Here is a 22475-nt window from a genome sequence, read left to right as displayed (position 1 = left end):
GCGCGGGCCGCCCCTTTTCATGGCAGCGCATGAAGTTGCAAATGGGGAACGAAGGGAATCGGCTGATGAAGGACGACGCGCCTCTGATCGTGACGGTCCGGTTCGACGATGCCAGCTTTGCCCATTTCCAGGCTTTGCGGCAGCGGCATTTCCCACCCGCGCGCAACCACATTCCCGCGCATCTGACGTTGTTTCATCACCTTCCGGGGGCACGCATCGGCTGGATCGCGCAGGAACTGGACCGGGTGGCCCGCACCACGCCAGTCCTGGCAGGCCGGGTGACGGGCCTGCGCCATCTTGGCAAGGGCGTGGCCTATGACCTCGATTGCCCCGAACTCGAACGGATGCGGGCGGCGCTGTCGGGCGTCTTTGCCGATGTGCTGACCCCGCAGGACAGCCAGCGGATCAGGTCTCATGTGACGATCCAGAACAAGGTCGCCCCACCCCAGGCCCGCAGGCTGTTCGACGACCTGGGCGCCGGGTTTCAGCCCTTTGCGTTCCAGGCCACCGGGTTCCTGTTGTGGCATTATCGCGGCGGGCCATGGGACAGGGCGGGCCAGTTCCTGTTTGACGGCCCCGCCGATGGGTTCGGCACCGCCTGACGGGCCACGCCCCTTTTCATTGCAGGAGCGATAGCCTATCTGCCCCCTGCACAGCAAAGGACACAGCTATGGCCCGCATCACCTATATCGAGCATAACGGAACCCGCCACGAGGTTGACGTGAAGCCCGGCATGACGGTGATGGAAGGCGCGCGCGACAATGGCGTGCCAGGCATCGACGCCGATTGCGGCGGTGCCTGCGCCTGTTCGACCTGCCATGTTTACGTGGATCCGGCTTGGATCGACCAGCTTCCCCCCCGCGACCCGATGGAGGAGGATATGCTGGACTTTGCCTATCAGCCCGACCCGGAACGGTCCCGCCTGACCTGCCAGATCAAGGTGACGGACGCCCTGGACGGGCTGGTCGTGCAGATGCCCGAACGCCAGATCTGACCGGCTATTTCAGCAGCGCCAAGGCCTGGCCAAGGTCGATCGCTCCATCGTAAAGCGCCCGACCCGAAATCGCCCCGGCGATCACCTGCGTTTGCGCCAAGGCCCGCAGGTCGTCCAGCGACGACACTCCGCCGGATGCGATGACCGGAATGTTGACGGCGCGGGCCAGTGCTTCCGTCGCGGCGATGTTCGGGCCGCCCATGGCGCCGTCGCGGTCGATGTCGGTATAGATGATGGCGGCGACGCCCGCGTCCTCGAACTGCCGCGCCAGGTCGGTGGCCATGACATTTGTCTCGGTCGCCCAGCCACGGGTCGCGACGCGGCCCCCGCGTGCGTCGATGCCGACCGCGATCTGGCCGGGAAAGGCTGTCGCAGCCTGACGAACAAGGTCCGGGTCTTCCACCGCAACCGTTCCCAGGATCACGCGCGACAGGCCCTTGGACAGCCAGTTTTCGATCGTCGCCATGTCGCGGATCCCGCCGCCAAGCTGGGCGGGGATTTGGGTGGCGGCCAGGATCGCCTCGACCGCCGCCGCATTGACGGGACGGCCTGCAAAGGCACCATTCAGGTCCACCAGGTGCAGCCATTCCGCGCCCGCATCCTGAAAGGCCCGTGCCTGCGCTGCCGGGGCGGTGCCGAAGACGGTCGCCGCTTCCATTTCCCCGCGCAGCAGGCGGACGCAGTTGCCGTCCTTCAGGTCGATGGCTGGATAGAGGATCATGGCGCGTCTCCGGGCATTGCGGTCGCGCATCCTTTGCCACGGGGGCGAACGGAACGGAAGGGTGCCGCGACCTCACGTCATGCTTGCCAGACTTGTGGCGCCTGCGCAGCATCCCGCCATCACGAGGAGGGAACCCCATGCGCCACATCATCGCCGCCGCTATTCTTGTCCTGGCGGGCACCGCCGCCACGGCCGACCCGATCGAGGGGGTCTGGCAGACCCAGCCGGACGAGGGCGCATTCGCCCATGTCACGATCGTCCCCTGCGGCGGAGCCTTTTGCGGTACGATCACCCGCGCTTTCAAGGACCAGGCCGAATACCAGTCGCCCAATGTCGGCCGCCAGATCGTCATCGACATGGCCCCGCAGGGCGGCGGGAATTATGCCGGCAAGGTTTGGCGCCCGGCCAACGACAAGATCTACAACGGCAAGGCCAGCGTCCAGGGCGACCGGATGAGCCTGTCGGGCTGCGTCGCGGGCGGGCTGATCTGCAAAAGCCAGACTTGGGCGCGGGTGCAGTAGGGCGCGCGGCCGAACCCGTATTCCTGCGCCTTCCCGGTTGCCTTCAAGGGTAGCCTTGACCAGGATTGATGAACCAGACGCCGCGCCGCCGTTCGGGCGCGGCGGCATCCACCCTCAGGCCGTGCGCCATTGCGACACGCAGGGAATCTTCTCCCGGTCGCAGCGGTCGGCGTATTTGCGGGCGATTTCCTGCACCTCGGCCAGCAACCCGTCCTCCAGCTTGATGGGATCGAGGCCAAGGCCCAGGAAGCGGTCGTTGGCGACGTGCAGGTCGTTTTCGTCCGCCTCGTTGCGGGGGTTCTTGAGGAACGCGACCTCGACCCCGGTCTGGTCGGCGATCATCCGGGCCAGGTCGCGGACGCGGTGGGTTTCGGTCATCTGGTTCAGGATATTGACCCGGTCGCCGCGCGCTGGCGGGTTCGTCAGCGCCAGCTCGATGCAGCGGCAGGTGTCCTGGATGTGGATGAAGGCACGCGTTTGCCCCCCCGTGCCATGCACCGTCAGCGGATAGCCGATCGCTGCCTGCATCAGGAAGCGGTTCAGCACCGTGCCATAATCGCCGTCGTAATCGAAGCGGTTGATCAGCCGGTCGTCCAGGCGCGTTTCCTCGGTCTGGGTGCCCCAGACGATGCCCTGGTGCAGGTCGGTGATCCGCACGCCGTCGTTCTTGTTGTAGTAAAAGAAGAACAGCTGATCCTGGGTCTTGGTCATGTGATAGATCGACCCCGGATTGGCGGGATACAGGATTTCCTGCCGATGGGGACCGTTCTCGGTCTCGACCAGGACGTCCAGATAGCCTTCGGGGATCTTCATCCCGGCCGTGCCGTAACCATAGACGCCCATCGTGCCCAGGTGGACCAGGTGGATGTCCTGGCCGCTTTCGACAATGGCCGCCAGCACGTCATTGGTAGAGTTCAGGTTGTTGTTGACGGTGTAGCGCTTGTGCCAGCTGGATTTCATCGAATAGGGCGCGGCGCGCTGTTCGGCGAAATGGATCACCGCGTCGGGCTGTTCGTCGCGCAGCATGGTCAGCAGGCGATGGTAATGCTTGCCCACCGTAAAGTTCTCGACCCGGATGGTGTGGTTGGTCAGTTCGTGCCAGGCGCGGACGCGTTCGCCCAAGGGGCGGATCGGGGTCAGGCTGCTGACTTCCAGTTCCACGTCGATCTTGCGGCGCGACAGGTTGTCCACGATCACCACGTCATGGCCGCGCGCCGAAAGATGCAGCGCCGTCGGCCAGCCGCAGAAACCGTCTCCGCCCAGAACGATGATCTTCATGAACCTGCCTTTATAGGACCGCGTTTCGGCGCCTTTTAAAGGGGCAATCTCGCGGATGCCAGTGCCGCCATGGCGGTGACACGGGACCGTCGCAATCGCCCGCCTGTCAGCCCCGCGGGTCGATCAGACGGGCCAGCACCGCGTCGCGGGTGATGCAGCCGCCGCCCTGGACGGGCAGGGCGGTGCGGTCGGACAGCAACCCCATCACCTGGCGCACGGGCATATCGCGGGGGACGGGATCGCCCGGCGCATCGCCCGGCTGAACCACGTCGGCGGCCGTCAGCACCCCCAGCGGGTTCATGTGGGCCACGAAATCGGCGACATAGGCGCTGACGGGGTTGGCGATGATTTCCCGTGCTTTGCCGATCTGGACGATGCGCCCGCCCTCCATCAGGGCGATGCGGTTGCCCAGCTTGAAGGCCTCGTCCAGGTCGTGGCTGACGAAGATGATGGTGCGGCGCGTCTTGGCCTGCAGTTCCAGCAACTCGTCCTGCAGGCGGGCGCGAATCAGCGGGTCCAGGGCGCTGAAGGGTTCGTCCATCAGCAGGATCGGCGCCTGGGTGGCAAAGGCGCGGGCCAGGCCCACGCGCTGCTGCATCCCGCCCGACAGATCGCCCACCTTGCGTTCCGCCCATTCGGCCAGGCCCACGGTTTCCAGCTGCTGATCGACCTGGGCGCGGCGTTCCGCGACAGGCATCCCAGCCAGTTCCAGCCCCAGGCCCACGTTTTCACGCACGCTGCGCCAAGGCAGTAGGCCGAATTGCTGGAACACCATGGCGACATGGCGCAGGCGGATATCGCGCAGCGCCCGCCGCCCGGCCCCGCTGACGGTAATCATGCCATTGCCGTCCCACACGCGGACCTCGCCCCGGCAGACATGGTTCAACGCATTGACCGCGCGCAGCAGCGTGGATTTGCCGGAACCGGACAGGCCCATCAGCACCAGGATCTCGCCCTGGCGCACGTTCAGGGAACAGTCGTGGACCCCCAGGACCTGACCCGTGGCGGTGCGGATCTCGCCGCGTTCCTTGCCCTGGTCCATCAGGGGCAGGGCTGTTTCGGGCCGGTCGCCAAAGACGATGCTGACCCTGTCGAATTCCACGGCATTGGGGTGGTCGTTCATTTCCGGCCCTCCATCCGCAGCATCCGGTCCAGCAGGATGGCCACGACCACGATCACGAAGCCCGATTCGAACCCCAGCGAGGTGTTGACGCTGTTCAGCGCCCGCACGACCGGCACCCCCAGTCCCGACGCGCCGACAAGCGCGGCGATCACGACCATGGACAGCGACAGCATGATCGTCTGGTTCAGCCCGGCCATGATTTGCGGCAGCGCGCTTGGCAGTTCGACCTTCCACAACAACTGGCGCGGCGTGGCGCCAAAGGCCGTCGCGGCTTCGACCAGGGCAGGCGGGGTGGATGCGATGCCAAGCTGCGTCAGCCGGATCGGCGCGGGCAGCACGAAGATCACGGTCGCCAGCAGGCCCGGCACCATGCCGATGCCGAAAAAGACGATCGCGGGGATCAGGTAAACAAAGGTCGGCAGCGTCTGCATCAGATCCAGCACCGGCCGCATCCAGGCATAGAGCCGTGGGCGGTGCGCCGCGGCAATCCCCACCGGCACGCCCACCGCCATGCAGACAAGGCAGGCTGCCAGCACCAAGGTCAGGGACTGCATCATCTCGTCCCAGTATCCTTGGTTCAGGACGAACAGCAGGCCCGCCACGACCAGCAGGCAGGTCTTCCAACTGCGCTGCAAGGCCCAGGTCAGCGCTGCGGCCAGCAGGATGAACAGCAGCGGATGCGGGGCCTCCAGCCCGGCAAGGATGCCGCCGATCAGCCATTCCAACACCCCTGCTATCGTGTTGAACAGCCCCGCGGCATTGGCGTTCAGCCAGTCGAAGATCGCCTTGGCGGTGCGTCCCACGGGAATTTTGTTGTCCGTCACCCAAGCCGTCAACTGCTCCATGCGCGGTTCCTTGCTGAATTGGAAAAGCGGGCGCGCCGGAGGGTCAGCCGGACAGCGCCTCGGTCAGGGCGGATGCCGCATCGTTGCCGTCGAATGTCGTCACGCCGTCCAGCCAGGGCATTGCGGCGTCGGGATTGGCCGTCAGCCATTCTTTGGCGGCGTCCATCGGATCCTGCCCGTCGTTCAGGATCATGCCCATGACCTCGTTTTCCATGGGCAGGGTGAATTCCAGGTTTTGCAGGAACTTGCCCACATTTGGGCATTCCGCGACATAGCCGTGACGGGTGTTGGTGCGCACCTCGGCCCCGCCCAGGTCGGGACCGAAAACCTCGTCCCCGCCGGTCAGATAGGTCATGGCGAACTGGGCGTTCATCGGATGGGGTTCCCAACCCAGAAAGACCACCGGCTGGCTTGCCGCATCGGCGCGCGCGACCTGGGACAGCATCCCCTGTTCGCTGGATTCGACCACCTCGAAGGTGCCCAGGCCGAACTTGTCCTCGGCCACCATCTCCAGCAGCAGGCGGTTGCCGTCATTGCCCGGTTCGATGCCATAGATCTGGCCTGACAAGGCGTCCTTGTGTTCCGCGATCTTGCTGAAATCGGTAATGCCCAGATCGGCGCCCGCCTTGTTCGTGGCCAGCGTGTATTTCGCGCCCGTCAGGTTAGTGCGTACCGTGTCCACGGTTCCCGCGTCGCGATAAGGGGCGATGTCGGCCTCCATCGTGGGCATCCAGTTGCCCAGGAAGATGTCCACATCGTCGGTGGACAGCGCCGTATAGGTGACGGGCACCGACAGCAGCTTGGTTTCCGTTTCATAGCCCAAGGCCTGCAACACGGTCGAGGCAAGCGCGGTCGTGGCGGTGATATCGGTCCAGCCCACATCGGACAGGACGACCTGGCGGCAATCGTCCGGCTCTGCCGCGAAGACGGGTCCGGCAAGCGCGGCGCCGATCACCACGGAAAGGGTCAGGCTATTGCGGATCATGCGAGGCTCCCTGTTCTTGATTGGTCGCTCAATTAAAGTTACACAGGCTTCGAATAGCAACAGTTTCTTTGAACAGGTGCCACATTGCCCAAGATTGGGGCCGAGCCTATCCGAAAAGCCGCGTTAATCAACGCCACGATCTTCGAGATCGGGCGGGCGGGGTCGCTGGATGTCACCGTGGCGCAGATCGCCCGGCGCGCGGGCATGTCGCCCGCCCTGGCGCATCATTACTTTGGCTCCAAGGAGCAAATCTTCCTGTCCGCAATGCGTTACATCCTGCGCGTCTATGGCCGGTCGGTCGCCGAACGCCTGCCGGGGCATGGGGCGCGGGGTCGGCTGAACGCCATCGTCGGGGCCAGTTTCGCGCCCCAGAATTTCCAGCGCGAAACCGTCAGCGCCTGGATCAATTTCTATGCATTGGCCCTGATCAACCCCGAGGCCGGGCGCCTTTTGCGTGTGTATCACCGCCGGTTGCGGTCGAATCTGGTGCTGGCGCTGCGGCCTCTGACCAAGGATCCGGCGCGGGTGGCCGACACCGTCGGCGCCCTGATCGACGGGGTTTACCTGCGCGCGGTCCTGACTCCCGGCGGGATCGAGGCCGAGGCCGCCGAAAAGATGATCTTCGATTACCTGGACGAGGCCCTGTCGTGACCCATAATGCCCAACCTTCGGCCAGCCTGTTCATCGACGGTCGTTTCGTCGAAGGAGAGGGTGCGGCGCTGCCCGTCCTTTACCCCTATACAGGCGAGGAAATCGCGTCCCTGCGCGAGGCTTCGGCGAATCAGGTGGCCCTGGCCTGCCAGTCCGCCGCCCGCGCGCAGCCCGAATGGGCGGCGATGACGCCCGCCGATCGGGGCCGCGTGCTGTCCCGCGCCGCCGCCATCATCCGCGACCGCAACGAGGATCTTTCCCGGCTGGAAACGCTGGATACCGGCAAGCCGATCCAGGAAACGATTGTGGCCGACTGGGCATCCGGTGCCGCCGCCCTGGAATATTTCGGCGGCCTGGCTGCAACCGTGACCGGCCAGATGATCCCGCTGGGCCGGGCCTGGGCCTATACCCGGCGCGAGGCGCTTGGCGTCTGCGCGGGCATCGGCGCCTGGAACTATCCCAGCCAGATCGCCTGCTGGAAGGCCGCGCCAGCCTTGGCGATGGGCAATGCGATGGTCTTCAAGCCGTCCGAGGAAACGCCGCTGGGCGCCCTGAAACTGGCCGAGATCCTGGTCGAGGCCGGTGCCCCGCCGGGCATCTTCAACGTCGTCCAAGGGCGCGGGCAGGTCGGCGCCGCGCTTGTCACCGATCCCCGCGTCGCCAAGGTGTCGCTGACCGGATCCGTGCCCACGGGCCGCCGCGTTTATGCCGCCGCCGCCGAGGGGATGCGCCATGTCACCATGGAGTTGGGCGGCAAGTCGCCCCTGATCGTCTTTGACGACGCCAGCCTTGACGATGCCGTGGGTGCTGCGATCCTGGCGAACTTCTATTCCTCGGGGCAGATCTGTTCCAATGGCACGCGGGTGTTCCTGCAACGGGGGATCGCCGCGCGGTTCCTGGACCGGCTGGCCGAACGGCTGGCGCAGGTCCGCATCGGCGACCCTCTGGACCCCGACACGCAATTCGGCCCGATCATCAACCCCACGCAGGCAGGCAAGATCCGCGCGGCCATCGCGGCGGGCCGGGACGCAGGCGCCCGGCTGGTCTGCGGCGGCGCAGGAGAGGGGGCGTTCATCCCGCCCACCGTCTTTGCCGACGCCACCGACGCCATGGCGATCACCAGCGATGAGATCTTCGGCCCGGTGATGACCACCCTGACCTTCACGGATGAAGCCGAGGCCGTGACCCGCGCCAACGCCACCGGCTTTGGCCTTGCGGCAGGCGTTTTCACACAGGACATTACCCGCGCGCACCGCGTCGTCGCCGCGCTGGAGGCAGGCACCTGCTGGATCAACGCCTATAACCTGACGCCTGTGGAAATGCCCTTCGGCGGCGTCAAGATGTCCGGCCTGGGCCGCGAGAACGGCACCGCCGCGATCGAGCACTATTCGCAACTCAAGACCGTCTATGTCGGCATGGGCGCCGTCGAGGCACCATATTAAGGGGGACCAGCCGTGACCGCTGATTACGTCATCGTCGGCGCCGGTTCCGCCGGCTGCGCGCTTGCCTATCGCCTAACCGAGGCGGGGCATTCCGTCACCCTGATCGAATATGGCGGCAGCGATATCGGCATCTTTATCCAGATGCCCGGCGCGCTGTCATACCCGATGAATATGCCTCGATACGACTGGGGATTTGCAACCCAGGCCGAGCCGCATCTGGGCGGGCGCAAGCTTGCCACGCCGCGCGGCAAGGTGCTGGGCGGGTCGTCGTCCATCAACGGCATGGTTTTCGTGCGCGGCCACCGCAAGGATTACGACCATTGGCGCGACAGCGGCGCGGCGGGCTGGGGTTACGACGACGTGCTGCCCTATTTCAAGCGGATGGAAACCTGGCACGGCGGCCGGTCCCCCCTTCGCGGCACCGACGGCCCGCTGCACGTGACACGGGGCAAGCGCAAGAACCCCCTGTTCAACGCCTTTGTCGAGGCCGGCCAGCAGGCCGGTTGGCCCTATACTCCCGATTACAACGGCGAACAGCAGGAAGGCTTCGGCCCGATGGAGGCGACGATCTGGAAGGGCCGCCGCTGGTCCGCCGCCAACGCCTATCTGCGTCCCGCGTTGAAGACGGGCCGCCTGACCCTGATCCGCGCCCTTGCCCGCCGTATCCTGTTTCAGGACAAGCGCGCCCATGGCGTTGAAATCGAACGGCAAGGCCGGATCGAGGCAATCCGCGCCAAACGAGAGGTGATCGTTTCGGCCAGTTCGATCAACACGCCAAAACTCCTGATGCTGTCGGGCATCGGGCCTGCCGATCACCTGCGCCAGCACGGCATCACGCCCTTGGCCGACCGGCCGGGGGTCGGTGCGAACCTGCAGGACCATCTTGAAATCTATATGCAATACAAGGCGCTGAAACCGGTCACGCTTTATACATACTATAACCTGCTGGGCAAAAGCCGGGTCGGCGTGGAATGGCTGCTGCAAAAGACCGGGCTTGGCGCGTCAAACCAGTTCGAAAGCTGCGGATTTGTCCGGTCCTCCGATGCGGTGGATTATCCCGACATCCAGTATCACTTCCTTCCGCTGGCCGTCCGTTACGACGGCAAGGCTGCCGCGCAGGGACATGGTTTCCAGGCCCATGTCGGCCCGATGCGGTCAAAATCGCGCGGCACGGTGCGGCTGGCGTCAGGCGATCCGGCCGCCGCCCCGGAAATCCGCTTCAACTATATGTCCCATCCCGACGACTGGGCCGAATTCCGCGCCTGCGTCCAGTTGACCCGCCAGATCTTCAACCAGCCCGCGTTCACGGAATACCGGGGCGACGAAATCCAGCCGGGGGCGGGGGTCCAGACGGACGACCAAATCGACGCCTTTATCCGCGATCACGCCGAATCGGCCTATCACCCTTGCGGAACGGCCCGCATGGGTGCAATCACCGACCCCATGGCGGTGGTCGATCCCGACCTGAAGGTCATCGGGGTCGAGGGGCTGCGCGTCGCCGACAGCTCGACCTTTCCGCGCATCACCAACGGGAACCTGAACGCCCCCTCGATCATGGTGGGGGAAAAGGCTGCCGATCACATCCTGGGTCGCGCCATGCGATCAGACACCGACCGCATGGCCGCCGAATAGCCGCTTCTTCTTCACTTAAATATCCCCGCCGGAGGCTGCTGCCCGTGCCACAAGGCGCGTCAGCCGTTCCCTTCGCGCGCGGCGGCCACGGTTGCTTCCAGTCCGTCCGCAGGCATCCCGCGCAGCATCGTATCGCCGATCACGAAGGTCGGCGTGCCCATGATCGCCATACGTTCGGCCAGCTGCCGGTTGTCGCGCAGCACCGCCGACACGGATTCAGTGTTCATGGTGTTCAGAACCTCCTCTCCGTCGATGCCGATTTCTGCGGCAATCTTCTGCAGGGCCTCGGGCGAGGGTTCGCCGCGCAGCGCCATCAGCGCGTCATGGGCCTGAACATAGGCCTCGTTCCCGCCGATCTGCTTGGCGGCAACCGCGAACCGGGCCGAGGTTTCGCTTTCGGGGCCAAGGATCGGAAATTCTTTCAGGATGAACCGGATATTGCCGTCATCCTCGACAATGTCATGGATCTGGTCGTTGAACTTGCGGCAATAACCGCAGCGATAATCGACGAATTCCACGATCGTCACGTCGCCGTCCGGGTTGCCGCCGACCCAGCTGTGCCCGTCGTCGAAGATCGCGTCCCGGTTCGCGGCGACCAATGCGCCGTCGTTTTCCACCTCGGACGCCGCGCGGCGTTCTTCCAGCACGTTGATGGACTCGACCAGAACCTCGGGATTGGCCATCAGGTATTCGCGCACGGCATCTCCGAAGGCCGCCTTTTCCGCATCCGTCATGGCGGAAATGTCGAAGGCCAGGGCAGGGGTCGCGGTCAGCAGAAGGGCGGCGATCAGGCGTTTCATCGGGATCCTCGGGGAAAAAGGCTTCTTGCAACCTTGGCCCGTGCAGACGGTCTTGGCAAGAAAGCCGCTGACAAAGCTGCGTGACCGGGGGCTTTCCGCGCGCGCGCCGTAGGCGTAAGACAAGGGAAAAAGACAAAAGGCCCAAAGATGAGCAGCATGAGGAAATCCGCACGCGGTCAGGTCGATCCGTTCATCGTCATGGACGTGATGGAAGCCGCCGCCCAGGCCGAGGCCGCAGGCCGCCACATCATCCATATGGAGGTGGGCCAGCCCAGCACGCCCGCACCCCTTGGCGCGCGCCGTGCCTTGGCGGCGGCCCTGGAACAGCCGCTTGGATATACCGTGGCGCTTGGCCTGCCCGCGTTGCGCCAGGGGATCGCGGATCTGTATCGCCGCTGGTACGGCGTCGATCTGGATCCGGCCCGCGTGGTCGTGACGCCGGGCAGCAGCGGGGCGTTCATCCTGGCTTTCTCGGCGCTGTTCGATGCCGGGGACAAGGTGGCGATGGGTTATCCCGGCTATCCCAGCTATCGCCAGATCCTGCGGGCTATGTCTTTGGAACCCATAGGCATTCCCACCCGGCCCGAGGATCGCTATCAGCCGCGGCCCCAAGATCTGCCCGATGGCTGCGCGGGGCTGATCCTCGCCTCGCCCGGAAACCCCTCTGGCACGGTGCTGCGCACGGATGAATTGCGGGCGTTGTCGGATGCCGCGCGGACGCGGGGCATGGCGCTGATCTCGGACGAGATTTACCACGGGCTGTCCTATGGCGACCGCTGCCATTCCGCTTTGGAAGTGACGGACGACGTTTTCGTCATCAACTCTTTCAGCAAGTATTTTTCCATGACCGGCTGGCGCGTCGGCTGGATGGTCGTGCCCGAGGATCACATCCGCACGGTCGAACGGCTGGCCCAGAATATGTTCATCTGCCCGCCCCATGCCAGCCAGGTCGCGGCGCTTGCGGCACTTGACTGCACAGAGGACGCGGACACGAACCTGGCCGTCTATGCCGAAAACCGCCGGCTGATGCTGGAAGGCCTGCCCAAGGCGGGCTTCGACCGCATCGCCCCGCCGGAGGGGGCCTTCTATATCTATGCCGACGTGTCGCACCTGACCGAAAATTCGGTGAACTTCGCGGCGGAAATTCTTGAAAAGGCAGGTGTCGCGGTCACCCCGGGGCTGGATTTCGACCCTGATCGCGGGACGCGGACCCTGCGCTTTTCCTATGCCCGCGCCACCGCCGACATCGCCGAGGGCCTGCGCCGTCTGACGGAGTTCATGGCCGCGCGATGAAATGGCTGGCGCTGATCCTGTCGCTGCTTCTGGCGCTGCCGGCTTTCGCGAACGAACCGGCGCGGCTGGATCTGGGCGGGTCGGCGCTTGTGACGACCGGGCGCGGCTGGGGCGGGCCAAAGCCGCTGGAACTGCGCTTGTCGCTGACCAAGGCGGTGCCTTATCGCACCTATCTGGTGGATGGCCCGCCGCGCCTGATCCTGGATCTGAAGGGCGCCGATCTTGGCCTGTCGCGGCCGCAGGATCTGTTCGGCGCCGATCTGGCCCCTGCCATCCGCTGGGGTCCATACAAGCCCGGCTGGTCGCGCGTGGTCGTAGAACTGCCCGGCCCTTACCGCATCAACAGCGCGGGCCAACGGTCGCGCGCGGCGCTGTCGCAGATCACTGTGACCCTGGCCCCGGTCAGCGCCGATGACTTCGCGCCCCGCCCATCGGCGACCGCTGCCTTGCGCGACCTGCCGGAACCCGCCGACCTGCCCGCGCTTCCGGCGGACGAGGCCTTTACCGTCGTGCTGGATCCGGGCCATGGCGGTTTCGACCCCGGCGCCCTGGCCGAGGGCGAAACCGAGGCCAACCTGGTCCTGGTCTTTTCGCTGGAACTGCGCGCGGCCTTGCAGGCGCGTGGCATCACCGTGGAAATGACGCGGACGGATGACAGCTTCGTGGCCCTCGAACGGCGCATGACCACGGCAAGGGCTGCGCGGGGGGATCTGTTCATCTCGCTTCACGCGGACGCGCTGCCGGATGGACAGGCGGCGGGGGCCACGATCTATGTCTGGAATCCCGCAGCCGATGCCCGTGCGGCGGAACAGCTCGTGCTGCGTCACGACCGTGGCGACCTTTTGACCGGAACGGACCTGAGCGGGCAGGACGACGCGCTGACCGGGGTTCTGATGGATTTCGTGCGCACCGACACGCAGCCCCGGTCGGAAAGCTTCGCCCGCTGGCTGACATCGCGCATGGCGCTGATGGGGATCGGGATGCACGACCGGCCGGTGCAGCGGGCCACCTATTCGGTTCTGAAATCGCCAGACATTCCATCGGTCCTGCTGGAACTCGGTTTCATCTCGGATCACAACGACCGGGCGAACCTGCTCAATCCGCTGTGGCGCGAACGCATGGTCCGGGTCGTGTCGGACGCCATCGTCGGCTGGGCGCGCGACGAGGCCGCGCGGGCCGCGATGCTGCGGCAATAGCTTCGGGATCGCCCAGTGTTGTTTTGACCGGAACGGGCTCCGCCGTTATAGACGGGGCCAAGTCCACGAAAGGCTCCCCCTTGCTGCGCAGCGTCCTGTCCTTTTTCGGTGCCATCTTCTCGTGGTTCGTCACCGCAAGCTTTTTCATTGCGCTGACCCTGGGCGCGATCTTCTGGATCTATTCGCGCGACCTGCCCAGCCATGAAACGCTGGCGCAATACACGCCCAAGACCATCAGCCGGGTTTATTCGGGCGAGGGCCGCCTGATCGACGAATTCGCCGAGGAACGCCGCCTGTTCGTCCCGGTCGAGGAAATTCCCGACCTGGTCAAGCACGCATTCATCAGCGCCGAGGACAAGAACTTCTACAGCCATCCCGGCTATGACGTGCGTGGCATCGTGGGCGCGGCCTGGCAGGCGGTGGCGTCCCGGGGATCGTCCGTGCGCGGGGCATCGACCATCACCCAGCAGGTGATGAAGAATTTCCTGCTGTCGTCGGACCGCAGCGTGGAACGCAAGGTCAAGGAACTGATCCTGGCATCCCGGCTGGAACGCACCCTGTCCAAGGAACAGATCCTGGAACTGTATCTGAACGAGATTTTCCTGGGTCAGAACAGCTTTGGCGTGGCCGCCGCATCGCAAACCTATTTCAACAAGTCGCTGACCGAACTGGCCCCCCACGAAGCTGCGATGCTGGCCGCGATGCCGCAGGCGCCGGGCCGGTATCACCCCGTGTCCGCCAAGGACCGCGTGACGGAACGGCGCAACTATGTCCTGCGGGAAATGTGGCAGAACGGCTATATCGACGAGGCGACCTATCAGTCCGAGGCCAAGCTGCCGCTGAAATCGGTCCAGAACGGCGATTACCCCGCCTTTCGCCAGCAATTGCCGCCGCGCGACTACTTCACCGACGAAATCCGCCGACAGTTGTCGGCGCAGTTCGGAAACGAGGAATTCTTCGGCGGCGGGCTGACCATCCGCGCCACGGTGGATCCCGACCTGCAATCGGCGGCGGCGGTCGCCCTGCGCGAGGCATTGGAGGATTACGACCGCGGCACAGGCGTCTGGCGCGGCACCCCCGAAACCATCCACGCCGAGCAACTGAACGATGAGGCCGTCTGGCGCGGCGCCTTGTGGCAGGCCCAGGTTCCGCGCGACATTCCCGGCTGGCACCCCGCCGTTGTGCTGGAGGTGGGCGACAGCGACGCCCGCATCGGCATCGAGGGAATCGAGGAAGACCCCGACGGCCACTGGATCACGGCCGCAGACGTGCAATGGGCGCGCAAGCGCGGGCCTAATGGCAGGCTTGGCCCGCGTGCCCAGGTGGCGGGCGATCTGCTTGCCGTGGGCGATGTGGTCCTGGTCCGGGCCATGACGCAGGACAGCGACGGCAGCTTCATCCGCTGGACCCTGCGCCAGGTTCCCGAGGTCCAGGGCGGCTTCATGGCCATGGACGTGAACACCGGGCGCGTGATGGCGATGCAGGGCGGGTTCAGCTATCAGTCGTCGGTCTTCAACCGGGCGACGCAGGCGCAGCGCCAGCCGGGGTCAAGCTTCAAGCCCTTCGTCTATGCTGCAGCACTTGATAACAACTATACCCCCGCCACCATCGTCGTGGACGAGCCGATCACGCTGAACACGCCCTTCGGTTTGTGGGAACCCAAGAATTCCAGCGGCAAGACCTATGGCCCGACGCCCCTGCGCACCGGCATCGAGATGTCGCGCAACCTGATGACGATCCGCATCGCGCAAGACATCGGAATGGAACGCGTGGCCGAATATGCCGAACGCTTCGGCGTTTATGACGACCTGAAGCCGTTCCTGGCCAATGCCCTTGGCGCGCAGGAAACCACGCTTTTCAAGATGGTCGCGGCCTATGCGATGTTCGCCAACGGCGGCGAACGGGTCGAACCCACGCTTGTGGACCGCGTGCAGGACCGGCGCGGGCGCACCGTTTATCGCCATGACCAGCGGGTCTGCGAAACCTGCGGTCAGCAGGCGCTGCCGGCGGGGCAGGGGCCGGTGATCGACAGTTCCAACCGCGAACGGGTCATGGACGCCGTGACGGCCTATCAGCTGACCTCGATGCTGGAAGGGGCGGTCACGCGCGGGTCGGGCAGCGGGGTGGACCTGCCGGTGCCCATCGCGGGCAAGACGGGAACCACCAACGACGCCAAGGACGTGTGGTTCATCGGTTATTCCAGCAACATCGTCGCAGGCTGTTACCTGGGTTACGACCAGCCGCGCACGCTGGGCAGGAACGCCTATGGCGGGACGCTGTGCGTGCCGGTCTTCAACGCCTTCATGCGCAAGGCCGTGGCGGAATTCGGCGGCACCGAATTCACCGTTCCGCCGGGCGGCTACTGGGTCAAGATCGACCGCAGCACGGGGCAGCGGCTGTCGGACGACGCGTCAGGCCCGAATGTGGTGGCCGAATATTTCCGCGACGGCACCGATCCCGATTGGGGATCGCCGCTGGTCGTGTCGGGCTTTGGCGATGGACCCGTGGCTCTGCCTTGGGAAGCGGGTGCCGGATCGGGTTCCGGGACGGCCATCACGACATCCACCGGGGAACGCAAGGTCATTCCGCGGCAGACGGATTTCGGCACCATGTCGTCGGGCGGGCTTTACTGATCCAGGTCGCCTGTCCGCGACCCACGCGGTCCCTGGCCAGTGCTCGTTATCTTCTCCTTCAGCGGCTCGGCCATCAGCCGCACAAGCCACAGCACCACAAGCGCAAGCCCCGTCCCCATCACGGCCAGCGATCCGTCGCCCGTCCCGCAGGCCAGGCCAACGGCCCCGGCAAGCCACATCGAGGCACCCGTAGTTATGCCCCGCACGGTGCGGCCGCTGGTAATGATCGACCCGGCCGCCAGAAAGGCCACACCGGCCGTCACGGCCTCGATCAGGCGCAGGGGGTCGACGCGCAATGTCTCAGGATCCTGGGTGGGGAAATGCGCCAACTCCATTGCCACCAGGGTGAACATGCAGGCGGCGACCGCGATCAGCATATGCGTGCGCAACCCGGCGGACCGCGCGGTGATCTCTCGTTCCCAGCCGATGGCGCCGGCCAGCAGCAAGGCCAGCACCAGCCGCGCGAATGCAGCGGGATAGGTGATCGTCTGCAAGGGTGCAAACAGATCGGCGAAAGTGGCGGCAAAGGTTGACATGGATGTCGCTTTCGAAACCTTCACGCCAAACGCCTTTCATGCGCCTTGGTTGCGCCACCCTTGCCCCACGGCCCTGCGCACGGTATCACCCCTGACCTGACGCCAGCCCTGAGGATCCGCCCATGCGCGCCGAGACGCAGTCCACCATCGAAGCCATCCGCAAGTCGCTGACCCTGCTGGGACAGCGGATGGATTGGCAGACCGCGCCGCACCGCCTTGAGGAAATGAATGCCATGATCGAGGCGGGCGATTTGTGGTCCGACCCGGCCCGCGCGCAGAAGCTGATGCGCGAACGCCAGGCTCTGATGGACGCCATCGAAACCTATCGCCGCATCGACGGGGATCTTTCCGCCAATGCCGAGATGATCGAGCTGGCCGAGGAGGAAGGCGATGCCGACCTGGTGGCCGAGGCCGAGGCAAACCTGAAAACGCTGGCTGAACTGGCTGCGCAAAAGGAACTGGAAGCCCTGCTGAACGGCGAGGCGGACGCCAACGACACATTCCTGGAAATCAACGCGGGCGCGGGCGGCACCGAAAGCTGCGACTGGGCGTCGATGCTGGCGCGGATGTATGTCCGTTGGGCGGAAAAGAAGGGCTACGAGGTCGAGTTGCTGTCCGAGACCGCGGGCGACGAGGCAGGCATCCGCAGCGCCGCCTATAAGGTCAGCGGGCACAATGCCTATGGCTGGCTGAAATCGGAATCGGGCGTGCATCGGCTGGTCCGCATCAGCCCCTATGACAGCGCGGCACGGCGGCACACCAGTTTCTGCAGCGTCTGGGTTTATCCGGTCGTGGACGACAACATCGAGATCGACATTCCCGACCGTGACATCCGCATCGACACCTATCGGTCGTCCGGCGCGGGCGGGCAGCACGTCAACACCACCGATTCGGCCGTGCGCATCACGCACCTGCCCACGAACATCGTCGTGACCAGTTCCGAGAAATCGCAGCACCAGAACCGCGCCAACGCCATGGCCGCCCTGAAGTCGCGCCTGTACCAGATGGAACTGGACCGCCGCAACGCCGAGGTGAACGCCCAGCACGCCGCCAAGGGCGATGCGGGCTGGGGCAACCAGATCCGGTCTTATGTCCTGCACCCTTACCAGATGGTCAAGGATCTGCGCACCTCCGAGGAAACCAGCGACACCCAAGGCGTGCTGGATGGCGACCTGGATGCCTTCATGGCCGCGACCCTGGCCCTGGACGTGGCCGGAAAAAGCCGGGCCGAGGCGAACGCCGCCGACTGATCCCCCATCTGGACCGCCCGGGCTTTCCCGTTATGCTGCACCGCAATAGCGGGGGCGGCGATGGATGAACGGCGGATCAACCTGGCCTTGCAGGGCGGCGGCGCGCATGGCGCCTTTTCCTGGGGCGTCCTGGACCGGTTGCTGGACGAGGACTGGCTGACCATTTCGGCCATCAGCGGCACGTCCGCAGGGGCCTTGAACGGGGCCGCGCTGAAGGGCGGACTGGCGCGGAACAACGGCAAGGCGGGACGCCGGGCAGCGCGGGACAACCTGGACCACCTTTGGGCGCAGGTCGGGCAGCGCAGCGACAACCGGATGGTCCGGTGGCTGCATTCGGTCTTTCCGGTCCTGCAGGGCATGGACCGCCTGACCGAACTGTTTTCCCCCCTGGCCTGGGTGGACAACCTTACGCGCATTTTCAGCCCTTACGACTATGGTCCCTTTTACGTGAATCCCCTGGGCGCGGTGTTGCGCGAACTGCCCTTTGCCGATTTCAGCAACGACCGGGGTCCGCAACTGTTCGTCGCGGCCACCAATGTGCGCACTGGCCGGATCCGGGTCTTTACCCATGCGGCCGCCACGCCGGACGCCGTCATGGCCTCGGCCTGCCTGCCCACCCTGTTTCGCGCGGTCGAGATCCGCGACCCCGAAACCGGACAGTTGGAGGCCTTCTGGGATGGCGGCTTTACCGGCAATCCGGCGATGTTCCCGCTGTATGGCCAGCACCTGCCCCGCGATATCGTGATCGTGAACATCAACCCGCTGCTGCGCGACGCCATTCCCCGCAGCCCCGCCCAGATCGCCGACCGCGTGAACGAGGTCAGCTTCAACGCATCCCTGATGGCCGACCTGCGGGCCATCAACTTCGTCAAGCGCCTGTTTGCGGAAGGCCGGTTGCAGAACCGCACGATGAAGAACCCCCTGATCCACATGATCCGGGACGAAGTGCTGATGAACGACCTGACCGCCCGGTCCAAGCTCATGCCCGCGCCTGGCCTGCTGGCCCGAATGAAGGCGGCGGGGCAGGCGGCGGCCGATACGTTCCTGAACGACCATGCCGATGCGCTGAACCGCCACGACACGGTGGATCTGTCCACGCTGTTCGCGGGTTCGGGGATCATCGGATAAGACCTGTGCAGTTACCACTGGCCAAGGCTCGCGTCAGGCGCTAGAACCCGGCCCGGCGGGCGGTTAGCTCAGTTGGTAGAGCGCCTCGTTTACACCGAGGATGTCGGGGGTTCGAGTCCCTCACCGCCCACCATTCATCCCTCACCTGAAGCCATGTCCCGTGGTCCTGTTTCCATCTTGGGCGGGCTTTGCCGTGGTTTTCAGGCCTTATGCAGCAACGCCCAGAAACTTGGCCCGACGCGCATATTTTCCGCTTGCGCCCCGTCGCAGGCACCCCTATAGACCCCGCACGCCACATCGAAAGACGCGGCAGACCTCCGGTGGGGCCATAGCTCAGTTGGTAGAGCGCTTGAATGGCATTCAAGAGGTCAGGGGTTCGACTCCCCTTGGCTCCACCAAAGATATCTCAATTTTCCTATGAAATACAGTTGGTTAACGGCCAATGACTTCTATTGACCCCACGCTGCACCCCACGGCCTGAGAAATATTGTGCTGGATTGCTTCGGACGTCGATGGACCTTGAGGCGTGAGTAAGGTGATGCCGGGGAACGGGGAGGCGCGCTCCGGAGACCTGCCAGGGTGACCCATTTCAGGATGCCACCGTTTCTTATCTCTCTACCCGACACCCTGATAAAAGGGGACAGAAGGCCGCCGGATTGAAACAGCGGCTGTATAGCCCCGTGGCCTTGCACAGTGATTCCCTAGTTCTGAAAGCTCAAAGCCTCGCCTCTGTCCTCAACGGCCGCGACGGCACAGGTGCCTGCGGGCGGCACGCACCCAAGGATGCAGGGCCAAGCGAACTAAGCGGCCTGTGAAATGATTGGGACGCACCACTTTTGCCAGCTTGGGTCCGATGACCCAGTAGAAGCGAATGAAGGCACGCCCAGCCTGGTAACGGACAAGCACACCATCTCGAAATTGGCGAAGTGTCACCACATCGGGATGAAGCCTGTTGCCATAGGCTGCCGTTGCAACGAAGCATGAGCCGCCAGAGGCGTCATTCACATCTCGCGGGTCGTCGTCTTCCGGGACCTCATCATCAGCGTCCGGCTCAACATCATTATCAGCACCCTCTTCTGGAGCAGGCTGTGATGACCCGGGCACCGCCTTGCCACCGACGTAAGTCGTCAGGACCGTTTCTCCGTCGACTTCTTCCTGAACCCGCACCGATTGAGAACTCTTGCCAAAGTTCTGGGTCATGAAGACCGCATCGTGTAGCTCTCCCTGCGCTTCGATCTGGCCTTGAGAAAGCCCCACTCCGATATAATTGACGTCAGGGTCCAGAATGTTGGCCTTGTGGGTGGGACTGTCCATCAATGCACTGTGCATGCCGGCAATTTCGTCATTATTGATGGCGCCTCTGGTGCTCGTGTAGGAAACGTTTTCTGTTACCTTCCACGATCCGCCCTGCATCGGATAACCAGCGTCTTCAGCCCGGTCGCTAGAAGTGCTGCCGTTTTCACCAGCATGCGAAAAGGCCCTCTTCTCTGCCATCCAGTTGGAGTGAGATTGAGCAGCACTGTTGAGGTGAACCTCGACATGGACTGGCTGCAGGCCGGCATGAGCACGTGCCGCATTGATCAAGTCGACCGAGTAAAGCTCAAGCGCGCTCGCAACCTCAGTTGGCATGTTTTCTCCTGTGCATGATGAATACGGCCCTGCAACTTTAAGTTTAGTGAGGTCGTCGCCTTAGCATCAAGTGTTTGCTGGTGAACCGATCCGCATTTGAGTTTGCAGCTAGCATTCACCGTGGCAAGACCGTTTCGCGCACTGGCTCAGGTGCAGATCGTGATCCACTATCCCGAACGCAGGGGCATGAGCGATCCGAGAAACTGGTGCGGCTCCTGTGCGCCGTGGGCGCCGCCGACGTCGCCTGGCCTAGCTGCCTATCTACTATCGTGACCGCGCTGCCCTCCAACCGGCTGCTACAGCCTCGGCTTCATTACAGAACCACCGCTCCCCCTCGGCCTCATCAATTTGGGTCCTGGCGTAAGCCGATGACCATGGCGTGTGATAGATGCGCTCACCTTTGGCCGTGATGTTGCCCTTTATGGGACATCCGTCCGGCGCAGCGGCTACAGCACGCTCCCAGCGGTTTGCGCGGTATTCCCAAGGAGCTTGTGCCGCGCCCTGCCAGATACCGATACCTTGTCTGCGGGCGGCGGCTTCGACCCCGGCATAGTCCTCCGAATATTCGCGGTAGGCCCAGGCCAAGCCCAGCGCAACCATCTCGCCGCCAAGGTCGCGGTCGCCCGCAAGGCAGCGCGCGATGATCCGCCCGTAGGCATCAGTATCGAAAGGCTCGCACTCCAGCGCCTGCCCTTTGACAATATCAGCCATGGCTGCTGTTGCCGCGCTTCCACAGTCCCACACGCGCCCATTGCGCTGCTGACAGGTCTGGCCCTGCTCCGGGGCGTCGATGCCGTGAATGCGGATGGAGAGAGGGCCCAGCTTGATTGTGTCGCCATCCACGACAGTCGCGGACCCAGATACCAAAGTGCTGGCGCTAGCCTGGGTGGAGGCAACAGCGGCGACAGTGGACAGGCCCAGCGTCAGGCAGGCCAGAAGTTTTGCTATCTTGATTGCCTTGTACCACATTGCAGTTGACGTGACCTCTGTCCGAACTGCTCCCTCTTTGCCACCAGATCATCGCAAGCGCACCCCGAGGCGTTGCGATTTCCGCGATTTCCGCGATTGTCGATGGGCAGGCGCTGAAAGGACGAGAGAAGCAGGCAGAACGTCAGACAGGATCAGTCCATAGAGCGGAGGTGGGGCTTCCTCGTTGTCGGAGCGGACCGCTTGTGGGTTGCCGGGCGGGTCATCTCAAGGCGCATGCCTTCCAACTCGGCCATTTGACGTTCGATCCGCCACAACGTGTCTGCCTTCTGCTCCTCCGACAAACCAATGCGGCCGATGTTCGCGCGGCAGAGCATCAGCGTGGTTCCGGCTGCCGACAGGTTGGTTTGCAGGGCTTCATACGAAGTTACACGATAGCTCATCAGGGCCTCCCTTGCCTTCCATCGGTTTACCTTGATCGGACTAAGAAAAGGTGAAGTGCGGCTCCGATAGATATGCAAAAGCCCCGCCTGGTTTGGGCGGGGCAATACTCAATGCCACAGCCCCATCGTCGAGGAGTGGGGCAAGCGGTAGCGTTAAAACCATTAGGCGCGCAAAGACAGTTCCAAAGAGGAGCCTAGGCGTGTGACGGCGCCAAGGCCCTCATTGGGGCTGTATCCGTGAGCGGGTTATAGCTTGGAGTAAGCCCATTCGCGCGAGATGCGGATAGGGCGAATGGTCGAGCACAGCAAAGCGTCTGTCAAGTCGTGGGACTGGCGGGCGGGATTAGCTGATGGTTGTGAAGGCGGCCCCGCCATATGGAATGCGGGACACGCGGGGCCTGTCGGAATGGGCCGACCCGTCAACGATGGCACGTCGCCGGTGAGTCTG

General features: G+C 64.4%; 21 protein-coding genes and 2 tRNA genes. 13 read left to right on the top strand and 10 right to left on the bottom strand.

What is annotated here, in order from left to right; genetic code table 11:
• Positions 1 to 65 precede the first annotated feature (65 nt).
• The gene (locus LZ585_RS11240) at positions 66 to 602 is read left to right on the top strand and encodes a 2'-5' RNA ligase family protein (protein ID WP_234853653.1); all 537 of its coding nucleotides are present in this window, start codon (positions 66 to 68) and stop codon (positions 600 to 602) included.
• 68 nt (positions 603 to 670) lie between these two features.
• The gene (locus LZ585_RS11235) at positions 671 to 994 is read left to right on the top strand and encodes a 2Fe-2S iron-sulfur cluster-binding protein (protein WP_234853652.1); all 324 of its coding nucleotides are present in this window, start codon (positions 671 to 673) and stop codon (positions 992 to 994) included.
• Between the two features lie 4 nt (positions 995 to 998).
• Here LZ585_RS11235 and hisA read toward each other — a convergent pair whose 3' ends face one another.
• The gene (gene hisA / locus LZ585_RS11230) at positions 999 to 1715 is read right to left on the bottom strand and encodes a 1-(5-phosphoribosyl)-5-[(5-phosphoribosylamino)methylideneamino]imidazole-4-carboxamide isomerase (protein WP_234853651.1); all 717 of its coding nucleotides are present in this window, start codon (positions 1713 to 1715) and stop codon (positions 999 to 1001) included.
• Between the two features lie 137 nt (positions 1716 to 1852).
• Here hisA and LZ585_RS11225 point away from each other — a divergent pair, with 137 nt between their 5' ends.
• Complete coding sequence (locus LZ585_RS11225; RefSeq protein ID WP_234853650.1) at positions 1853 to 2236, top strand: DUF2147 domain-containing protein; 384 nt, start codon at positions 1853 to 1855, stop codon at positions 2234 to 2236.
• A gap of 114 nt (positions 2237 to 2350) precedes the next feature.
• Here the strand turns inward: LZ585_RS11225 and LZ585_RS11220 are convergent, their stop codons facing one another.
• The 4 genes from LZ585_RS11220 to choX form a co-directional block, all read right to left on the bottom strand.
• Entirely contained in the window at positions 2351 to 3514 is a 1164-nt protein-coding gene (locus tag LZ585_RS11220; protein WP_234853649.1) for an NAD-dependent epimerase/dehydratase family protein, read from the bottom strand.
• 106 nt (positions 3515 to 3620) lie between these two features.
• Positions 3621 to 4637, bottom strand: a complete 1017-nt coding sequence (choV, locus tag LZ585_RS11215) for a choline ABC transporter ATP-binding protein (RefSeq protein ID WP_234853648.1) — start codon at positions 4635 to 4637, stop codon at positions 3621 to 3623.
• Positions 4634 to 5482: a choline ABC transporter permease subunit gene (gene choW / locus LZ585_RS11210; RefSeq protein WP_234853647.1), complete on the bottom strand. Its 849-nt coding sequence runs from the start codon at positions 5480 to 5482 to the stop codon at positions 4634 to 4636. The genes choV and choW overlap by 4 nt, the downstream gene beginning before the upstream one ends.
• Positions 5483 to 5525: 43 nt before the next feature.
• A complete protein-coding gene (gene choX / locus LZ585_RS11205) occupies positions 5526 to 6467 on the bottom strand; it encodes a choline ABC transporter substrate-binding protein (protein ID WP_234853646.1) in 942 nt (313 codons plus the stop codon).
• Positions 6468 to 6551: 84 nt separating this feature from the next.
• Here choX and betI point away from each other — a divergent pair, with 84 nt between their 5' ends.
• Genes betI through betA form a run of 3 tightly spaced genes read left to right on the top strand, consistent with a single transcriptional unit; the run spans position 6552 to position 10192 of the window.
• On the top strand, positions 6552 to 7118 hold the full coding sequence (gene betI / locus LZ585_RS11200) for a choline-binding transcriptional repressor BetI (RefSeq protein ID WP_234853645.1): 567 nt from the start codon (positions 6552 to 6554) through the stop codon (positions 7116 to 7118).
• Positions 7115 to 8560: a betaine-aldehyde dehydrogenase gene (gene betB, locus LZ585_RS11195; RefSeq protein ID WP_234853644.1), complete on the top strand. Its 1446-nt coding sequence runs from the start codon at positions 7115 to 7117 to the stop codon at positions 8558 to 8560. The genes betI and betB overlap by 4 nt, the downstream gene beginning before the upstream one ends.
• A gap of 12 nt (positions 8561 to 8572) precedes the next feature.
• Entirely contained in the window at positions 8573 to 10192 is a 1620-nt protein-coding gene (gene betA / locus LZ585_RS11190) for a choline dehydrogenase (protein WP_234853643.1), read from the top strand.
• 59 nt (positions 10193 to 10251) lie between these two features.
• Here the strand turns inward: betA and LZ585_RS11185 are convergent, their stop codons facing one another.
• A complete protein-coding gene (locus LZ585_RS11185; RefSeq protein WP_234853642.1) occupies positions 10252 to 10992 on the bottom strand; it encodes a DsbA family protein in 741 nt (246 codons plus the stop codon).
• Positions 10993 to 11148: 156 nt separating this feature from the next.
• Here LZ585_RS11185 and LZ585_RS11180 point away from each other — a divergent pair, with 156 nt between their 5' ends.
• From LZ585_RS11180 to LZ585_RS11170, 3 genes are all read left to right on the top strand, one after another.
• Positions 11149 to 12285 (top strand): pyridoxal phosphate-dependent aminotransferase, encoded by a 1137-nt coding sequence (locus tag LZ585_RS11180; RefSeq protein WP_234855816.1) that lies wholly within the window; start codon positions 11149 to 11151, stop codon positions 12283 to 12285.
• Positions 12282 to 13481 (top strand): N-acetylmuramoyl-L-alanine amidase, encoded by a 1200-nt coding sequence (locus tag LZ585_RS11175; protein WP_234853641.1) that lies wholly within the window; start codon positions 12282 to 12284, stop codon positions 13479 to 13481. The genes LZ585_RS11180 and LZ585_RS11175 overlap by 4 nt, the downstream gene beginning before the upstream one ends.
• A gap of 80 nt (positions 13482 to 13561) precedes the next feature.
• Positions 13562 to 16114 carry a penicillin-binding protein 1A gene (locus LZ585_RS11170; RefSeq protein ID WP_234853640.1) on the top strand — a complete coding sequence of 851 codons (2553 nt, stop codon included), beginning with the start codon at positions 13562 to 13564 and terminating at the stop codon, positions 16112 to 16114.
• Here the strand turns inward: LZ585_RS11170 and LZ585_RS11165 are convergent.
• On the bottom strand, positions 16108 to 16674 hold the full coding sequence (locus LZ585_RS11165) for an MgtC/SapB family protein (protein ID WP_234853639.1): 567 nt from the start codon (positions 16672 to 16674) through the stop codon (positions 16108 to 16110). The two genes, LZ585_RS11170 and LZ585_RS11165, sit on opposite strands and share 7 nt — an antisense overlap.
• Before the next feature lie 98 nt (positions 16675 to 16772).
• Between LZ585_RS11165 and prfB the strand changes: the two genes are divergently transcribed.
• The 4 genes from prfB (at position 16773) to LZ585_RS11145 (ending at position 19426) form a co-directional block, all read left to right on the top strand.
• Positions 16773 to 17900 (top strand): peptide chain release factor 2, encoded by a 1128-nt coding sequence (gene prfB, locus LZ585_RS11160; protein WP_234853638.1) that lies wholly within the window; start codon positions 16773 to 16775, stop codon positions 17898 to 17900.
• Between the two features lie 60 nt (positions 17901 to 17960).
• A complete protein-coding gene (locus tag LZ585_RS11155) occupies positions 17961 to 19028 on the top strand; it encodes a patatin-like phospholipase family protein (RefSeq protein ID WP_234853637.1) in 1068 nt (355 codons plus the stop codon).
• Between the two features lie 57 nt (positions 19029 to 19085).
• Positions 19086 to 19161: transfer RNA gene (locus tag LZ585_RS11150), tRNA-Val, on the top strand.
• Positions 19162 to 19350: 189 nt separating this feature from the next.
• Positions 19351 to 19426 (top strand) — tRNA-Ala (locus LZ585_RS11145).
• Between the two features lie 337 nt (positions 19427 to 19763).
• Here the strand turns inward: LZ585_RS11145 and LZ585_RS11140 are convergent.
• The 3 genes from LZ585_RS11140 to LZ585_RS11130 all read right to left on the bottom strand — a co-directional run bounded on the left by LZ585_RS11140 (position 19764) and on the right by LZ585_RS11130 (position 22027).
• Entirely contained in the window at positions 19764 to 20657 is an 894-nt protein-coding gene (locus LZ585_RS11140; protein WP_234853636.1) for a CAP domain-containing protein, read from the bottom strand.
• Between the two features lie 264 nt (positions 20658 to 20921).
• Positions 20922 to 21626 (bottom strand): thermonuclease family protein, encoded by a 705-nt coding sequence (locus LZ585_RS11135; RefSeq protein WP_234853635.1) that lies wholly within the window; start codon positions 21624 to 21626, stop codon positions 20922 to 20924.
• Positions 21627 to 21778: 152 nt separating this feature from the next.
• Positions 21779 to 22027, bottom strand: coding sequence for a hypothetical protein (locus tag LZ585_RS11130; protein ID WP_234853634.1), 249 nt, complete (start codon positions 22025 to 22027; stop codon positions 21779 to 21781).
• Positions 22028 to 22475: the final 448 nt, after the last annotated feature.

It is taken from the genome of Paracoccus everestensis (genome assembly GCF_021491915.1).
Lineage (GTDB): Bacteria > Pseudomonadota > Alphaproteobacteria > Rhodobacterales > Rhodobacteraceae > Paracoccus > Paracoccus everestensis.
Note: the sequence above shows the minus strand (reverse complement) of the source record. Positions and strands in the feature narration are given on the sequence as shown.

Bases quoted from the DNA above. Each gene is read 5' to 3' on its own strand.
- LZ585_RS11240 (WP_234853653.1), top strand. From the start codon at position 66: ATGAAGGACGACGCGCCTCTGATCGTGACGGTCCGGTTCGACGATGCC.
- LZ585_RS11235 (WP_234853652.1), top strand. From the start codon at position 671: ATGGCCCGCATCACCTATATCGAGCATAACGGAACCCGCCACGAGGTT.
- hisA (WP_234853651.1), bottom strand. From the start codon at position 1,715: ATGATCCTCTATCCAGCCATCGACCTGAAGGACGGCAACTGCGTCCGC.
- LZ585_RS11225 (WP_234853650.1), top strand. From the start codon at position 1,853: ATGCGCCACATCATCGCCGCCGCTATTCTTGTCCTGGCGGGCACCGCC.
- LZ585_RS11220 (WP_234853649.1), bottom strand. From the start codon at position 3,514: ATGAAGATCATCGTTCTGGGCGGAGACGGTTTCTGCGGCTGGCCGACG.
- choV (WP_234853648.1), bottom strand. From the start codon at position 4,637: ATGAACGACCACCCCAATGCCGTGGAATTCGACAGGGTCAGCATCGTC.
- choW (WP_234853647.1), bottom strand. From the start codon at position 5,482: ATGGAGCAGTTGACGGCTTGGGTGACGGACAACAAAATTCCCGTGGGA.
- choX (WP_234853646.1), bottom strand. From the start codon at position 6,467: ATGATCCGCAATAGCCTGACCCTTTCCGTGGTGATCGGCGCCGCGCTT.
- LZ585_RS11185 (WP_234853642.1), bottom strand. From the start codon at position 10,992: ATGAAACGCCTGATCGCCGCCCTTCTGCTGACCGCGACCCCTGCCCTG.
- LZ585_RS11180 (WP_234855816.1), top strand. From the start codon at position 11,149: ATGAGGAAATCCGCACGCGGTCAGGTCGATCCGTTCATCGTCATGGAC.
- LZ585_RS11175 (WP_234853641.1), top strand. From the start codon at position 12,282: ATGAAATGGCTGGCGCTGATCCTGTCGCTGCTTCTGGCGCTGCCGGCT.
- prfB (WP_234853638.1), top strand. From the start codon at position 16,773: ATGCGCGCCGAGACGCAGTCCACCATCGAAGCCATCCGCAAGTCGCTG.
- LZ585_RS11155 (WP_234853637.1), top strand. From the start codon at position 17,961: ATGGATGAACGGCGGATCAACCTGGCCTTGCAGGGCGGCGGCGCGCAT.
- LZ585_RS11140 (WP_234853636.1), bottom strand. From the start codon at position 20,657: ATGCCAACTGAGGTTGCGAGCGCGCTTGAGCTTTACTCGGTCGACTTG.
- LZ585_RS11135 (WP_234853635.1), bottom strand. From the start codon at position 21,626: ATGTGGTACAAGGCAATCAAGATAGCAAAACTTCTGGCCTGCCTGACG.
- LZ585_RS11130 (WP_234853634.1), bottom strand. From the start codon at position 22,027: ATGAGCTATCGTGTAACTTCGTATGAAGCCCTGCAAACCAACCTGTCG.